The 16124-nt window shown below is 56.2% G+C and carries 15 protein-coding genes and 2 tRNA genes; 7 read left to right on the top strand and 10 right to left on the bottom strand.

From position 1 onward, the window contains the following. Positions 1–258: iron-sulfur cluster-binding protein (locus tag DW088_RS16290; protein WP_442861182.1), on the top strand; the 258-nt coding region annotated here is incomplete at its 5' end. 2 nt (positions 259–260) lie between these two features. After that, positions 261–1655 (top strand): NADPH-dependent glutamate synthase, encoded by a 1395-nt coding sequence (gene gltA, locus DW088_RS09160; protein ID WP_118360471.1) that lies wholly within the window; start codon positions 261–263, stop codon positions 1653–1655. Between the two features lie 57 nt (positions 1656–1712). On the opposite strand, the gene DW088_RS09155 is transcribed toward gltA, so the two are convergent. The 5 genes from DW088_RS09155 to hprK form a co-directional block, all read right to left on the bottom strand. After that, positions 1713–2609: a hypothetical protein gene (locus tag DW088_RS09155; RefSeq protein WP_118360470.1), complete on the bottom strand. Its 897-nt coding sequence runs from the start codon at positions 2607–2609 to the stop codon at positions 1713–1715. 86 nt (positions 2610–2695) lie between these two features. Beyond that, entirely contained in the window at positions 2696–3553 is an 858-nt protein-coding gene (locus tag DW088_RS09150; protein WP_147356559.1) for a hypothetical protein, read from the bottom strand. 21 nt (positions 3554–3574) lie between these two features. Next, a complete protein-coding gene (locus DW088_RS09145) occupies positions 3575–4972 on the bottom strand; it encodes a copper amine oxidase N-terminal domain-containing protein (protein ID WP_118360468.1) in 1398 nt (465 codons plus the stop codon). Between the two features lie 167 nt (positions 4973–5139). Beyond that, positions 5140–5682, bottom strand: coding sequence for a hypothetical protein (locus DW088_RS09140; protein ID WP_118360467.1), 543 nt, complete (start codon positions 5680–5682; stop codon positions 5140–5142). 72 nt (positions 5683–5754) lie between these two features. Then, positions 5755–6687, bottom strand: coding sequence for an HPr(Ser) kinase/phosphatase (hprK, locus tag DW088_RS09135; RefSeq protein ID WP_118360466.1), 933 nt, complete (start codon positions 6685–6687; stop codon positions 5755–5757). A gap of 411 nt (positions 6688–7098) precedes the next feature. On the opposite strand from hprK, the gene rpmB reads away from it, so the two are divergent. From rpmB to DW088_RS09110, 5 genes are all read left to right on the top strand, one after another. Further along, positions 7099–7287: a 50S ribosomal protein L28 gene (gene rpmB, locus DW088_RS09130; protein WP_110436524.1), complete on the top strand. Its 189-nt coding sequence runs from the start codon at positions 7099–7101 to the stop codon at positions 7285–7287. Between the two features lie 91 nt (positions 7288–7378). Then, positions 7379–8065, top strand: coding sequence for an AzlC family ABC transporter permease (locus DW088_RS09125; protein ID WP_118360465.1), 687 nt, complete (start codon positions 7379–7381; stop codon positions 8063–8065). 1 nt (position 8066) lies between these two features. Beyond that, positions 8067–8396: a branched-chain amino acid transporter permease gene (locus tag DW088_RS09120; RefSeq protein ID WP_118360464.1), complete on the top strand. Its 330-nt coding sequence runs from the start codon at positions 8067–8069 to the stop codon at positions 8394–8396. 155 nt (positions 8397–8551) lie between these two features. Further along, positions 8552–8627: transfer RNA gene (locus tag DW088_RS09115), tRNA-Thr, on the top strand. Between the two features lie 21 nt (positions 8628–8648). After that, positions 8649–8733 (top strand) — tRNA-Tyr (locus tag DW088_RS09110). A 666-nt stretch (positions 8734–9399) separates the two neighbouring features. On the opposite strand, the gene DW088_RS09105 is transcribed toward DW088_RS09110, so the two are convergent. The 5 genes from DW088_RS09105 to DW088_RS09085 form a co-directional block, all read right to left on the bottom strand. Continuing rightward, on the bottom strand, positions 9400–9933 hold the full coding sequence (locus tag DW088_RS09105) for a VanZ family protein (protein WP_118360463.1): 534 nt from the start codon (positions 9931–9933) through the stop codon (positions 9400–9402). Next, positions 9930–12095, bottom strand: coding sequence for a DUF6449 domain-containing protein (locus tag DW088_RS09100; protein WP_118360462.1), 2166 nt, complete (start codon positions 12093–12095; stop codon positions 9930–9932). Before DW088_RS09100 ends, DW088_RS09105 begins: the two co-directional genes overlap by 4 nt. Further along, entirely contained in the window at positions 12070–12969 is a 900-nt protein-coding gene (locus DW088_RS09095; RefSeq protein WP_117751839.1) for an ABC transporter ATP-binding protein, read from the bottom strand. Before DW088_RS09095 ends, DW088_RS09100 begins: the two co-directional genes overlap by 26 nt. Further along, positions 12966–13337, bottom strand: a complete 372-nt coding sequence (locus DW088_RS09090) for a GntR family transcriptional regulator (protein WP_118360461.1) — start codon at positions 13335–13337, stop codon at positions 12966–12968. The genes DW088_RS09095 and DW088_RS09090 overlap by 4 nt, the downstream gene beginning before the upstream one ends. A 364-nt stretch (positions 13338–13701) precedes the next feature. Then, on the bottom strand, positions 13702–16053 hold the full coding sequence (locus DW088_RS09085; protein ID WP_118360460.1) for a phosphoketolase family protein: 2352 nt from the start codon (positions 16051–16053) through the stop codon (positions 13702–13704). Between the last annotated feature and the right edge of the window lie 71 nt (positions 16054–16124).

The raw sequence follows: 16124 nt of genomic DNA, 5'->3' as shown, positions 1-16124 counted from the left end.
ACCACCCGCCCGTACGGCATCAAGACCATCGTTTCCATGAACACCATCATGGTTGACGGTACCGGCATGTGCGGCGGCTGCCGTCTTACCGTTGGCGGCGAGACCAAGTTCGCATGCGTTGACGGCCCGGATTTCGACGGTCACCTCGTTGATTTTGACAGTGCAATGCGCCGCGGTGCCATGTACAAGGCACAGGAGCGCGCAGCGGTAGAGCGCCGCGAGGAGCATTGCAATCTGTTCAAGAAGGAGGTCAAGTAATCATGCCGAATATGAATCCGAAGAAGTGCCCGATGCCCGAGCAGGCGCCGGACGTCCGCAATAAGAACTTTGAAGAGGTAACGCTCGGCTATACCGCTGAAATGGCGATCGAGGAAGCACAGCGCTGCTTGAACTGCAAAAACAAGCCCTGCATGACCGGCTGCCCGGTACAGGTTAAGATTCCGGAGTTTATCGCTCTGGTTGCCGAGGGCAAGTTCCTCGAGGCGGCTGCCAAGATCAAGGAGACCTCCGCACTGCCCGCTGTCTGCGGCCGTGTATGCCCGCAGGAGAGCCAGTGCGAGTGCCACTGCGTACGCGGCATCAAGGGCGAGGCTGTAGCAATCGGCCGTCTGGAGCGCTTTGTAGCCGACTACGCGCGCGAAAACAGCACCGAAAAGGCAGTAAAGCCGGAATCCAACGGTCACAAGGTTGCCATCGTTGGTGCAGGCCCGGCCGGTCTGACCTGTGCAGGCGATCTGGCACGCATGGGTTACGAAGTTACCGTTTTCGAGGCACTGCACACCGCCGGCGGCGTACTCATGTACGGCATTCCGGAGTTCCGTCTGCCCAAGACCATCGTGCAGAAGGAGATCGACACGCTGAAGGACCTCGGTGTTGAGTTTGTTCTGAACTTCGTTGTAGGCCGTTCTGAGACCATCGACGAGCTGTTCGGTGACGGTTACGAGGCTATCTTTGTAGGCTCCGGTGCCGGTCTGCCGACCTTTATCGGTGTTCCGGGTGAGAACGCAAACGGCGTTTACTCCGCAAACGAGTACCTGACTCGCATCAATCTGATGAAGGCGTACAAGGAGAACTCTGACACCCCGATCTACCACGCGAAGAAGGTCGCTGTTGTCGGCGGCGGCAACGTAGCCATGGACGCCGCTCGCTGCGCAAAGCGCATGGGCGCGGAAGAGGTTTACATCGTATACCGCCGTTCCGAGAAGGAGCTTCCGGCTCGTCTCGAGGAGATTCACCACGCGAAGGAAGAGGGCGTTGTGTTCAAGTTCCTGACCGCGCCGCTCGAGGTGCTGTCTGACGAGAACTTCAACGTCACCGGCCTCAAGTGCCAGCAGATGGAGCTGGGCGAGCCTGACGCATCCGGCCGCCGCCGTCCGATTCTGGTCGAGGGCAGCGAGTTTGTGCTCGATCTGGACTGCGTTATCGCGGCAATCGGCACCAGCCCGAACCCGCTGATCCGTCACACGACTCCGGGTCTGGATACCAACCGCAAGGGCTGCATCGTGGCTGATGACGAGCACGGCATCACCTCCAAGGACGGCGTATTCGCCGGCGGCGACGCTGTTACCGGTGCGGCTACCGTTATCCTCGCAATGGGCGCTGGCAAGCGTGCCGCTGCCGCGATGGACGAGTACATCAAGAATAAGAACAAGTAATTTCTGCTTGCTTATGCGAAAAAGAACCTGTCTTACGACAGGTTCTTTTCTTATGCGTTAAAACAGGTCTAACATATTATCCAGATAAATTTCTTCTCTCACGCGCAGCTGATACGCCGGTTTTGTCATATAATACAGCAAAAACTCGAGGATCAGCGCGCTGCCCAGTCCCCTGCCCTCGATCTTGAACTGCGAAAATCCCATTGGCAGATACGTCCGCAGAACAGCATCAACGCCGATGAACCCCGGATTTTCCATCGCCTTGGAGAACCGATAGCCGCTCTGTGCATCCGGTGCTTTGCACCGGTGCTCGCAGTCCTCACCGAGATTTTTGCGGCTGACAACCTCGTAGCATTGCTTACGGTCACTGCACCCGAACCAGCAGCACTCATTGCACAAAAATTCCACCTTATCTTTGTGCACCTGCGACAAGGCGTTTAATTCCTCAAACCGTTTATTCAATCGAAAATCCGGCACGACATACCGAAATTCTTCCCTGTCCAGCTCGCGCCGGAAATCGTCAAAATCGGTCAGTACCTTGGTCGTGGACGACACGAGGTACAGCGCCGGATACCGCGTCCGCAGGTAGTCGGTCAGCAGCTCGGAATGCACGATTACGCCGTTCTGTACGCCGTTTGCCCGCGAAAACAGCTCGCAGAGTGCATTGCATTTGCGGTCGGACAGGTGTTCCTCGCGCAGAAGCGAATTGCTGAATGTCAGCCGCGCGGAAATGCCGTATTCCTGCGCCAGAGCCAGCGCTTCGCGTGCGCCGCACTCACCGAAACCCGCTCGTCCGCCTCCCCAGAGGCAGTCCGCCGGTGCGCCGTAAATGGACCCAATCTCACACCAGTCGTAAAACCAGTCACGATTTGCGCGGTATAACGGTAGGAATGCGCGGTAAAACTCGTAAAATTCAAACAATCCGGGCAGATGATAGTATGCTTTGGCTGACACGGCCGCTCGCCTCCTTTGCTCCGTATAGCATACCACAAAACGACGAAATACGCAAAAGAACCTGTCGATTGACAGGTTCTTTTCACTCAAACCCACGGAAATATCATGTGCACGCTGAACAAAGTTGCGGCCGCGCTCAGTGCGTTGGCGCACAGCGCGTAAACGATCGGATGAGCCGTTTCCCGCCGGGTTTGCAGCCGTTTACGGTAAATAACGGCCTCGATGATCCAAATCACAAACTCAAGCGGCGCAAATACCAGATACCGGTAGAACGGCATGCCAATCCGCATGCAGACCGCCGTTACGACCGTGAGCAGCAGCTGTGTGCCGATGTTTACGCCGAGGAACAGCCTTGCGTTGCGCCTGTCCCAGAAGCCGAACGGCAGCAGCAGGATTCCCTCAAGCAGCAGCGTCGGCAGCAGCGAGGACGCGAACTGTTTGAGATAACTCAACATGGCACTTCCAGCCCTCACCTCACCGGTGAGGTAGTCGATTGTATACGACTGCTGCAGTTGGTCACGGAACTGCGTCTCAGAAACCAGCACCTGACCGGTCTCAGCCGAATACACGGCAATCCAAAAGATATTCGGCACGCCGAAATAACCAAACGTCGCATTGTTATCACTTGTCTGCTCAAAATTCACAGGTGCATTCGTACCGTGCAGCATCACATAATGCCGGTCGCTCGGACAGGCATTTTCCAGCGCCACAACCATATCCTTGTCCAGCGTAGAACGGTCGATATGGTTCCATTCCAGATTATCGAACCAGTCCTCTTTCGGAGAACCGAATGTCTGCAGATCAATGCAGCACGTTCCCGGCGGCGCATTCTGCACCTGAATGGTGATCTGCGGTTTCGGGCCCGAATCCGCGCTTGCGGAGACCGGTAGCACGGCCAGCAGGAACGCGGCTATGCACAGGCAGGCTTTCCACTTTCGTTTCATGGCGGTCATCCTTTCTCGTATTTAGTTCTCCGTTCCACCGAGATACAGCGTATTCCCTTTCATTTCAACCTGTTCTCCGAGCAGTTCAAACAGCTTTGCCGGAACCCACGTCTTGCCATCAGCGAAATACGGCGCCGCGCCGAACGAAACCGGTGCTTCCGTGCCGTCGCCGTTCATCACCGAACGGATATAGGAATCCTCACCGATGTTTATATGCGTCATAACCTTGCCGTTGTTCATCTTCGCCTGACGGTTCTCTATGTCCCACGTCACGGTGTAGCCGAGGGCTTCGCCGACCTCACGGAGCGGCACCATAGCCACGCCGTTTTCCATGTGCCCTTTGTCGAGCGTCTTGTCCTTGCACACGATGTTAAACGCATTCGTCTCATCGGCTTCTCCGGTGAAAGCATTCGGCACCCCGCCGAGATACAGCGCGTCCCCGCGCATCTCAATCTGCTCGCCGAGCAGGCCGAACAGCTCCGCCGGAACCCACGTTCTGCTCTGCGCGATATAGGGCGCGGCGCCGAGTGCCTTCGGTGCGCTCATGCCGTCTGCGTCCGGCATTGCGGTCGCGTGGAAGTATTCGTCCCGACCAATGGTCACGGTCGTCTGCACCGTGCCGTTGGTTAGGTGCACCGTGCGGTCCTTGGCGTTCCAGCTCACCGTGTAGCCGAGCGTTTCCGCGACCGTCCGCAGCGGCACCATCGCCACGCCGTTCGTCATGCGGCCTTCGCCTGCGACTATGTCGCCCTCAATGACGATGGCGAACGTGTCATCCTCCTGCGGCAGCAGCACGACCTTGTCCGTACCCGCCTGCGCCGGATAGCTCTCCAGAATCGTGTCATACCATGCGAAAAACCGGGTTCCCATGCGAATATCATCGAGTTTCGCCTTATTTTTCGTGCCGAACGGCGTAACAGACGCATTCCGCGCAATGTTCAGCATCAGGCTGCCGTCGCTTGCCTGCACGGTCAGACTGCCGTCCGCGTTCTTCTTCACCTGCTCGGCGGACAACAGATTGGCAGGCTCATGTTCGTCGGTCAGATTGACCAGAATCGCCTTGGCATACACCTGCGGCGGCTCGGACAGCGCCATCATTTCCCCGCAGTAGAGGTACACCTCATCGCCTTTCTTGATATCCTGCGCGCCTGCCGGCAAACCAGTCTGCGTGTCCATGATGATCGTCTGCTCCGCAATATGCACCACAACTGTGCCTGCGGTTTCGGTGCTGACGGTCAGCTCGCCGTCCTGCCTGTCGGTTACTGTGGCGCGCACGCCGTACAGGTCAAGCTCCGCGTGCTCGGCGGAGTCGGTCGCTGCCGCGTCCGTGTCGATCAGGTTCACCGCTCCGGCGGGAATCGCGCTCATGCCGAACAGCACCGCTGCAAGCAATGCCGCCATTCGTTTTTTCTCCATCATAATAACTACCTCCTTTTATACCCAGTTAGACGGTCCGGAAGTGGTTTTGTTCCCGGTTTTCTTTCGGTGAGTGCAACAAAAAACATCCGCTCTGTTTAGTCGTTTTCCCTAAAAGAAAACGCAGGCAAAAGACATGACCGTCAAAGTCACGCTTTTGCCTGCATACCTTATTTATTTCGTTCCAGAGAGGCTTCGTGTGCCGTCTCCATTTTGCTCAGCAGCTCCGCCGCCGGTCCTTCCGGATAGTCGGCTTTGCACGATTCCATTACCTGTGCAAACTCCTCCGAGCCGTCATGCCATGCAGCATCTGCCGAGGCAATCTGCCCGCAGATGAACTCCGCCGCCGGTGTGCTGTCGTCCGACGATACCGTCTGATCGCCCATCAGCACCAGATACGCCAGAACAGTGTGCGGCGATTCCAGAAAACGGCTTCGCAGCTCCTCGCACGCGCCCTCACTCGGCCCGCCATCGGCTGTAAGTGTAAACGCGATCAGCCTGTCGAGCGCAACCGTGTCCCTATGCGCCATCACATACGCAGCGTCATCGCTGTTTATATCGGTGCTGACTGCCGTCCAGTCGGTCTTTGCCAGCTCGGACGCGACCGCCTGCGCGGACGAATCCGCCGTCTGCGACACCTTTTCCCCACCGGCACCGCTGCATCCCGAAAGAAGAACAGACGCCATACATACCAATACCGCTGCTTTTTTCATAAAGATCCCCACCTTTTATTGAATTGTTGAGGGCAGCACCGCTTGCATGGTGCGGTATTGCCTTACCTTTTATCAGTTGCCGTACTGCTTGAGCATACGCTCCTGCAGTTCCTTCGCGGCGTTGAAGCCCATCTTCTTCTGACGGTCATTCATCGCTGCAACCTCGATGATAACAGCAAGGTTACGGCCGGGCTTTACCGGAATGGTCAGGCTCGGAACCGCGATATCGAGGATGGAGGTCGTCTGGCTGTCCATGCCGAGACGGTCGTACTGCTTGCCGTCCTCCCACGGCTCGAGGTTGATGACAAGCTCAACCTTTTCGGTCATTTTAATCGCGCCGACACCGAAGATACGGCGAACATCAACAATGCCGATGCCGCGCAGCTCGATAAAGTGGCGGATAACCTCGGGCGCCGTACCGACGAGCGTCTTGTCGGATACACGCTTGATCTCAACCGCGTCGTCCGCGATCAGACGGTGGCCGCGCTTTACCAGCTCGATCGCGGTCTCGGACTTGCCGACACCGGAGTCACCGAGCAGAAGCACACCTTCGCCGTAGATTTCGATGAGTACGCCGTGCAGCGTAACACGCGGTGCAAGATTGACCTTGAGGGAGGCGATGATCGCACTCATGATGGTAGAGGTAAACTCGTTGGTACGGAGGATCGGCACACCGTGCTCCTGTGCAGCCGCAAGGCACTCCGAAAATACGTCAATGTTGCGCGAGAGCAGCAGCACAGGGATGCCGGTCTCGAACAGACGGTCGAAACGGCTGCGGCGCTCCTCGCTCGACAGACCCTCTACATAACTGGACTCAACCTTGCCCATGATTTGGATACGGTTCGGATCGAAATAATCAAAAAATCCTGCCAGCTGCAAACCGGGACGGTTTACGTCGTCCTTGGTGATCTCGGTCTTTTCAAAGCCTTCCGGACCGTAAACGACCTCAAAATTAAATTCATGGATCAGATCGCCCAAGCTGACACCGAATTCTTTTAACTGCATAAGTATAATGCTCCCTTCCGCTGTGGCAGGTATTAATATATCCTCTTTACTCTGCTGTTTTATGGCAATACCACATAATTGAACAAGAGCGATTTGCGAGTAAATTTTGCGTACTGACGAGGCGCAGTTTTGCGGTAATACTTGTTGTATTACCGTGAAATTGCAACGAAGTCAGGGCACAAAATTTCCGCAAAGCACCGCAGCTTTAATTGTGCGGTATTGCCTTGTATATACATAAAGTAGATATAGATGTATTATACCCTATTTTCCTGTTATTTTCAACGATTTCCGCACGGACCGCAGGAAAACTTGAAATTTTCTCTTTTTCTGAAAAAAATGCTTGCATTCATTCTATACATGTGGTAATATAATATCTGCTATGCAATGCCCGAAAGAAGGAGGTGCAGGAAAATGGCAAAGTGCGATATTTGCAATAAGGGTGTGACCTTTGGTATTCAGGTTTCCCACTCTCACCGTCGTTCCAATCGAACCTGGAAGCCGAACGTTCGTCGCGTAAAGGCTATGGTCGATGGTACTCCCCGCCATATCAACGTATGTACTCGGTGCCTCCGTTCCGGCAAGGTTACCCGCGCTATCTGATTTTAACGATTTGTGCGTTTACGTTGAAATGCCAAAGCGCTCTGTTCGCAGAGCGCTTTTCTTTTACCCTTATAGTATGTAGGTGATTTCCATGAAAAAGGCGCTTCGTCCTGCCTTTACCGCCACGATACCCGTACTGTGCGGCTATCTGTTCATCGGTTTCGCATTCGGCGTTATGCTGCGCGATATCGGCTTCGGATCGATCTGGTCCTTCTTCTGCAGCCTGACCATCTACGCAGGCTCGGGACAGTATCTGCTTGTGTCGCTTCTGGCAGCCAAGGCATCCCTTGTTACCGTTGCTGTGATGACACTGCTGCTCAACTGCCGGCATATCTTCTACGGTCTGTCCTTTTTGGAGACTTTTCATGCGATGGGCCGCCGCAAGTGGTACATGATCTTCTCGCTGACCGATGAGACCTATTCCCTGCTGTGCTCGGTCAAGACGCCCGAGGGCATTGATGCAGGCGATATGCGCTTCTGGATCGCCATACTGGATCATAGCTACTGGATCCTCGGCTCGGTGCTCGGCACGATCATCGGCGGCATACTGCCGTTTGACACCACCGGCATTGATTTTGCCATGACCTCGCTGTTCACAGTGATCTTTGTGGAGCAATGGCAGAGCACGAAGTGCCACATTCCTGCACTGATGGGGCTGGCTGCAGCAGCTGTGTCGCTCGCCATCCTCGGGCCGGACAATTTCATCCTGCCCGCCATGCTCGCAATCTGCGTCATGCTGGTCGCTATGCGCGGCCGTCTGGCAAAGGAGGTCGCCTGATATGACAACGACATACGCTATCGCCATGATCGCCGTGGCAGCCGTCTGCACATTTGCAACGCGCGTCGCGCCGTTCCTGCTGTTCAACGGCTCCAAGCCCATTCCGCCGATCATCCGATACCTCGGCTCTACCCTGCCGCCCGCAGTCATCGCGCTGCTGGTCGTGTACTGCCTCAAGAACGTCGGCTGGGTGACGGGTACGCATGGTATTCCCGAGCTGCTGTGCATTGCCATCACGGCGCTGCTGCACATCTGGAAGCATAATAACCTGCTGTCCATCGGCGTCGGCACGGTGCTTTACATGGTGCTGGTGCAAAATATGTTCGTTTAATCCATACGCAGGGGCGGACCGGTGTGTCCGCCTTTTTCCGATAGCGGTTTACAGGGCTTTACAATTATTTTCGATAACTTTGCAAAAAGCTGTTGACAATTTGTTCTCTGCATGCTATTATATATAAGTCGCTGAGACAGACGGCTTGACAAAACGCTGGTGTAGCTCAGTTGGTAGAGCAGCTGATTTGTAATCAGCAGGTCGGGGGTTCAAGTCCGTCCACCAGCTCCAATCAAGCTGGTAACTGAATATGGAAGGTTTCCCGAGTGGCCAAAGGGAACAGACTGTAAATCTGTCGTCTATGACTTCGGTGGTTCGAATCCACCACCTTCCACCAAAAGAACCGATACTCATTCGAGTATCGGTTCTTTTTTGGTGTCAGGTGGAATGGATTCGAAAGCCGGCTCTTAGAAACGTGCCGGTGGCACGTTTTAACCGGCGTGGCTTCCGTCACAACGGAAGCGAATCCACCACCGGACGGGTCGGCACGCATGTAGCAGTGCGACCATGGGCGGCAATAGCCAATCACGGCAGGCACGCGCCCAATCCAAAAGCCAAACAAGCGCTCCGGTTTCATCACTTGACAAAACCCAAGCATATGTTATAATGAACTCAAGGGACGCTGTCACAGCAGTCAGACCCTTTACTGATCAACAACTAAAAGTCATTGACCGCTCCGGGGCCTAATCCGAGCGGTCAATGCGCTTTTATACAGAAAATGTACAGCACGATTACTGCACACACAAGGAGTTTCCAAGCCTTTTTCTGCACGCGCGCCACCTCCTTCCTGCCGCTGACCACGGGAAGGAATGTGGGTCTGACCGCTACTATGCAACAGCGTCCATCTGCATTATATCATATTCTGTCGAACCCCGTCAATTCAACGCCAACACGGCGTTTTTTCATTTTTACGAGCATTTTCACCCGTTAACCCCAAAACAGGCACACCTCACGGTGTGCCTGTTTTCCGTATATTACTCTCTATCCTGCGACCCGCTGTCTCCTACCACAGAATCAGCAGATCGGATATTGTACTTGCCGCGATGATGACGAGCCAGCAGACAAGCGGTGCTGCCCACTCTGCCCTTCCCTCGCCCTGCGGCGCGAGCTTGGGACACGCTCTCATCAGAAGCCTTGCCGCCGCGAAGCCGAACGCACCGCCGAGCGTATTGAGCAGCAGATCATCTGCCGAGGTGACGCCGCCCGCGGCCAGCTGTATCAGCTCAATGCTGAGCGAGGTGCCGAAGCACCACCGGATGGTGCGGCCTGCCCGCTCGAACCACCGCCAGAACAGCGGCAGGAACAGCCCGAGCGGAAACAGCAGCGCGATATTTCCGGCAATGTTCACGAACGCGCCCAGTCCGACCGCGTTTTTGTCCGTCAGCACGGAAATCATATCCGCAAACGGAATCAGCTCCAGCCTTGGCTGCGGCAGATGGCCAACGAGCAGCTGCGCCAGTGAAGGACCGGTAAACAGTCCCACACCTGCAAGGTACACCAGCAGAAGCAGCGTGCCGATGATACCGCGCTTTCTCATCCGAGGGGCACTTCCGTTGTATAGGCAACATCACCGTCCTGTACAGACTCGACGCCGTTTTCCGCGTCCTTCTCCGCCTGTGCACGGTATTTCTCGATGATATCCTTCGGATAATCCTCTTCGGTGTAGCCTGCGCTTGCATCCCACTCATCGCCCTTTTCGTCCGTGTAGGTCACGGATACGTTGCTGCGGGTAAACTGCTGCATAACGCCGTACGCCATCGCATCGCTGCCGTACAGATTCATTGCGTCAATGTTGACCGCATTCTTGAGCAGCGCGTCAATGTCCGCCCTGTCGGTCACCTGCACGCCCTGCCAGAAGTCTTTATCCGGCAGATAGATGCTCAGTGTAATCAGCTTTACGTTTTTCGCGCTGATGGCCTTGGGAACGATATTGGCGTACTTTTTGATGAGTGCAAGCGTCTTTACGTCCTTGTCGGTCACGCATACGGCACCCTCGTTGTAATAATCGTCGTTGTTCTGCTGCGAGAATTCCATGCGCAGCACCGGCATTGCGTCTCCGGTGTGGGTCAGCGTCTCTGCCTTGAGCGTGTCAATGATCTCCTGCGCCTTCTGCGAGTCGCTGAGTGTGCCGACGCCGTTGTAGCCGTCACCGTTGGTGTAGAAAACAATGTTGCGGTGATAACCCTCATTGACCTCGCCGAGCGCAAACAGCGACCACGCCTTCTGCTTGTACTCTGCGGACTGGTAAATCTGCTTTTTGAGCGTGAACACTTCGTCTGTGGCCGGCAGCTCATACGAGCGGCTCTTCACCTTGCCGTTCTTCAGCTTGAAGGTGACGGTGATGCACGCCTTCTGTGCATTTTCATCCGTATTATTCAGGCTTTCCACGCCGAGCGCCGCCAGCTGCCGCGCTGCCGCGATGTTTTCCGGCTCACTGAGCAGTGCCGATTCACCGACGTAACCCATCGGCGCTGCCGCTGCAATGCTGCCCTCATCCGGCAGCCACTCATCATAACCGAACACATCCGCCTGCATGGTCAGCAGACCCGCACACAGCACTGCAAGGATGATAACCAGCTGCAGCGGCTTGCGGAAGATGGCGCGGAAGTCGAACGCATAAATAATCTCCACCACGCAGTGGAAAATGACCGTGCCGAGTACCAGACCGACCCAGAACCACAGCTCGGATTCGTAGACCAGCATTTTGAAAATCTCAGCGAACGCCGTACCCATAACCACGCAGATAATAATCTTGACGGGCAGCTTGATCGGGTTGAATGCCAGTGCCGTGCCCGCCCGCTCACTCTTTCGGATGCGGAACAGGAACAGCGCCAGTGCGGTGATAACGATCGCCGCAACCGCATAGCCGATCAGCAGACCGATAGCACTCGACTCCTGCAGCCCGGCGGAGTAATCCATCGCATAGACAGGCTCCACTGCCCAGCTATGCATTTTCGTGCCGTTTACGCCGAAATACTGAATCAGCGGTGCAAATTTACTGCAGAACAGCAGCGAAGTCACGGAGGCATCCGTCACATAGGTCTGGAAGAACATGCTCTTGAGACCCTGCCACAGTGCGGTTACGAGCGTCGGTCCGAAGTACACCCACAGACCGAGCAGCAGCGTGATGACCGTGTTGCCGCACAGGATGGTCGTAACAGCCGCCATCGCGTACAGCAGGAAGAAGAAAATGACGTTGGACACGATCACGCCGATGAGCGATGCATTGACCGCTTCCCCGAAGCCCATTGCACATGCGCCGACAATGCTCAGCGCATGCAGCACGAGGTACGGCACCAGCGCACACAGCGCACCGGTCGCGTAGTTTACCGCGAACAGGCGGCTGCGCGAAATCGGCAGGCTGTGATAGAAATCCACCTTGCGGCGATTGTGCAGGTACGCGAACATGCTCACACCGCAGGTGACCGCCAGAATGATGACGGCCAGCTTGACAAACACATTCTGTCCGCCGAGCATCTCACCGACGCTCTCCACATAGCCTTGCCAGCTTGCCGCGGCATCGGCCGCACTCAGATTGACCAGATCCTGCTTATGTGCCGACAGGCTGTGCTGCGCCGTCATAATCACCGGCAGCAGCTGTGCCATAAAGAATCCCACCGTGGACAGCACGATGGCCCACAGATTGCGTTTCATGCAATCCCGCACGAGACCCTTAGAACAGGAGTTTCTTGACATCATAGCCTGCCACCTCCGTTTCATTGATAAAGATTTCCTCCAGCGTCAGCGGGAGCATTTCGCAGAAGGTCGGGTTCAGCGCGTTCACCCTGGCGAGCAGCTCTTCCCGGCTGCCGCGCGCCGTAATAGTGTACAGCGAGCCGCGCTGCTCCTTGTGCAGAATGTCAAAGCCTTCCCACGCGGAATCCGGCAGCGGATTCGGGAAAATGCACTGCATTTTGTACATGCCGAGCTTCATGTCGTCCAGATCGCGCGAGAACAGGATGCCGCCGCGATGCAGCAGACCGACGTGGTCGCAGATGTCCTCCAGCTCACGCAGGTTATGCGAGGCGATGATAGGCGTCAGACCTCTGTCGGCTACATCCTCGGCAAACAGGCTCTTTACCGTCTGGCGAACGACCGGGTCGAGACCGTCGAACGTCTCATCGCAGAATAAGTAGTCCGTGCCGCTGCATACGCCGCAGATGACCGAAACCTGCTTTTTCATGCCCTTGGAGAACGTCCGCAGCTTGCGGTTTTCGTCCAGACCGAAGCCGTTCATCAGCTTGCGGTAGCGCGCTTCATCGAATTTGCTGTAAAAGCGCTTGTAGTAGTTTTTCATTTCCTTCGGTGTACTGTTCGGGAAAAAGAACTGCTCATCCGAGATGAAGAAAAACCGTTCCTTCATCGCAATGTTCTCGAAAATGTCCTTGCCGTCGATCTGCACCGTGCCCTCGTCCGGCTGCAGGATGCCTGCCAGCATGCGCAGGAACGTGGACTTGCCCGCGCCGTTTGAGCCGATCAGGCCATAAACCGAGCCGTCCTTCACTTCCGCGCAGATGTGATCGACCGCCGTGATGTCCTCAAACCGCTTGGTCGCGTTGGTTGCCGTAATCATGTTCTGCTCTCTCCTTTCCTCTCTACCCAGCCGCGCAGCTGCTCCTCGGTCGCCCCGAGTGAGCGCGCCTGACCGGCCAGTGCGGTAATCTGCTCACCCAGTTCGTTAAGCCTCTGGGAACGCAGCGCCGCTGCATTGTCCGATATAAAATTTCCCCGTCCTTTTGCGGCGTAGATCACACCGCGGCGTTCCAGCTCTCCGTAAGCGCGCTGTATTGTGTTCGGGTTGATCGACAGTTCCATCGCAAGCTGCCGTACACTGGGCAGCTGGGTGTCCGCCGGCAGTGCCCCACGCAAAGCCAGTCCCTCAATGCCGTCCACCACCTGTTCATAGATGGGTCGGGCATCCCGATAGTCGATTTTAATCACCTGACGCGCCTCCTTTCCTTTTGTTGATTTGAGAGTGTATCAACTGTACTGTGTGTTTTAGTACAGTTAGATAATAACACCCTTTCGGGAATGTGTCAAGGTGTAAATTGAAAATTGAGAATTGTGCTGTCCTTGCGCGAGTTCCGTCCGCGCTGCATATGTATAGATTGAACGAATACTGTAGGGCACCTTCTCTTGCGGCTGCGCCGCATTTCACCTTGGCGCACCCTACGGCTGCATCTCTGCCATTCTATCATTATTTCAACATTTTTATGCCTATGCAAAGGAAAAGGGCGCACAATGTGCGCCCTGCGGAGAACCATCCCTTCACGGTCATTCTCCATTTTTCATTTTCAATTCTCTATTATTTCCATTTCCACTCGCGGACTTCCGGCATATCCTCACCGTACTCGTTGATATACTGCTGATGCTGCACCAGCTTATCGCTCATTTTCTGGTAGAGGTACGCGCCGCGGTTGCCAAGCTGCGGCAGGCGCAGCAGAACGTCCTTGACGAGGTGGAAGCGGTCGATATCATTCTGCACGCGCATATCGAACGGCGTGGTGATGGTGCCCTCCTCCCTGTAGCCGCGAACGTGCAGGTTGCGGTTATGACGGCGGTAGGTCAGCTCATGAACGAGCGTCGGGTAGCCGTGGAAGGCGAAGATGATCGGCTTATCCTTGGTGAACAGCATGTCGTACTCAGCGTCGGACAGGCCGTGCGGATGCTCCCGCTCGGGCTGCAGCTTCATCAGGTCAACCACGTTGACAACACGAACCTTAAGTTCGGGCAGCTCTTCCCGCAGGATGGATACGGCAGCCAGCGTTTCGAGCGTCGGCGTCTCGCCGCAGCACGCCATAACAACGTCCGGCTCTGCGCCCTGATCGTTGGATGCCCACTCCCAGATACCGATGCCCTGGGTGCAGTGCTGCACAGCCTGCTCCATGGTCAGCCACTGCGGACGCGGATGCTTGGATGCCACGATGACATTGACATAGTTGCGGCTCTTGATGCAGTGATCGAAGCAGCTGAGCAGGCAGTTTGCATCGGGCGGCAGGTACAGACGGACAACATCCGCCTTTTTGTTGGCGATGTGGTCAAGGAAGCCCGGGTCCTGATGGGTAAAGCCGTTGTGGTCCTGCTGCCATACGTTGGAAGCCAGAATCAGGTTGAGCGACGCGATCGGCTGACGCCACGGCAGGCCGTTGCAGACCTTGAGCCACTTGGCGTGCTGTGCCGCCATCGAGTCGATAATGCGGATGAATGCCTCATAGCTTGCGAAAAAGCCGTGACGGCCGGTCAGCAGATAGCCCTCGAGCCAGCCCTCGCACATGTGCTCGGACAGCATGCCGTCCATCACGCGGCCGCTTGCGGACAGAAATTCGTCGGTGTCCAGACGCTCGGCGTTCCACTCGCGGTCGGTGACCTCGAAAATGTGGCTCAGGCGGTTGGACATGGTCTCGTCCGGGCCGAATACGCGGAAGTTGCGGCTGTCCATGTTCAGCTTGATGACATCGCGGACATAAGCGCCAAGCTCGATCATATCCTGACCCTCGACCGCACCCGGAGCCGGAACATTCAATCCGTAATCGCGGAAATCCGGCAGGCGCAGCTGGTGCATGAGCAGACCGCCGTTGGCGTGCGGGTTTGCGCCGATGCGGTGCTCGCCGGTCGGCGCCAGCGCTTTGAGCTCGGGAATCAGCTTGCCGTTTTCGTCGAACAGCTCCTCCGGATGGTAGCTGCGCAGCCACTGCTCGAGCATGGGCAGGTGCTCCGGGCTGTCCATCATCAGCGGCACCTGATGCGCGCGGAAGCTGCCCTCGATCTGCTTGCCGTCCACGTTCTTCGGACCGGTCCAGCCTTTCGGGGTGCGCAGCACGATCATCGGATAGATCGGACGGGTCGTGTCGCCGGTCTCGCGGGCATGCTTGCGGATGGCGAGGATTTCCTCGGTTACGGTGTCGAGCGTGTCCGCCAGTGCGCGGTGTACCTTCATCGGCTCATCGCCCTCGACGAAATACGGCTTCCAGCCGCAGCCCTCGAGCATTTTGCGCAGTTCCTCCTCCGGAATGCGCGAAAGCAGGGTCGGGTTAGAGATTTTGTAGCCGTTCAGGTGCAGGATCGGCAGAACAACGCCGTCCGTCACCGGATTGAGGAACTTGTTGCCGTGCCACGAGGTTGCCAGCGGGCCGGTCTCCGCCTCGCCGTCACCGACAACTACGGTTGCGATCAGGTCGGGGTTATCCAGCACCGCACCAAAGCCGTGCGCCAGAGAATACCCCAGTTCACCGCCCTCGTGGATGGAGCCCGGGGTCTCCGGTGCAACGTGGCTGGCAATGCCGCCCGGGAACGAGAACTGCTTGAACAGGCGCTTCATGCCCTCGGTGTCCTCGCTGATGTTCGGGTAAACCTCGCTGTAAGTGCCCTCGAGGTAGGTGTTCGCCACGAAGAAATTGCCGCCGTGACCCGGACCGGACAGCAGGATCATATCCAGATCATACTGCTTGATGATGCGGTTCAGATGAACGTAAATCAGGTTCTGACCGGGCACCGTGCCCCAGTGACCGACGATCTTCTTCTTGATGTGCTCAGGCTTCAGCGGCTCCTTGAGCAGCGGGTTGTCGAGCAGGTAAAGCTGACCGGCTGCAAGATAATTTGCCGCCCGCCAGTATGCGTCCATTTTGTTCAGCATTTCGTCGTTGATGTGTGCTGCCATAGCGTAATGCTTCCTTTCTGCGATTGACTGTATGCGTGGTTTTATTATTCTATCCGTTTTAAGGCAAATAA

This window comes from Butyricicoccus sp. AM05-1 (assembly GCF_003474415.1).
GTDB classification, from domain to species: domain Bacteria; phylum Bacillota; class Clostridia; order Oscillospirales; family Butyricicoccaceae; genus Agathobaculum; species Agathobaculum butyriciproducens.
This window is presented reverse-complemented; position numbering and strand designations above follow the sequence as displayed.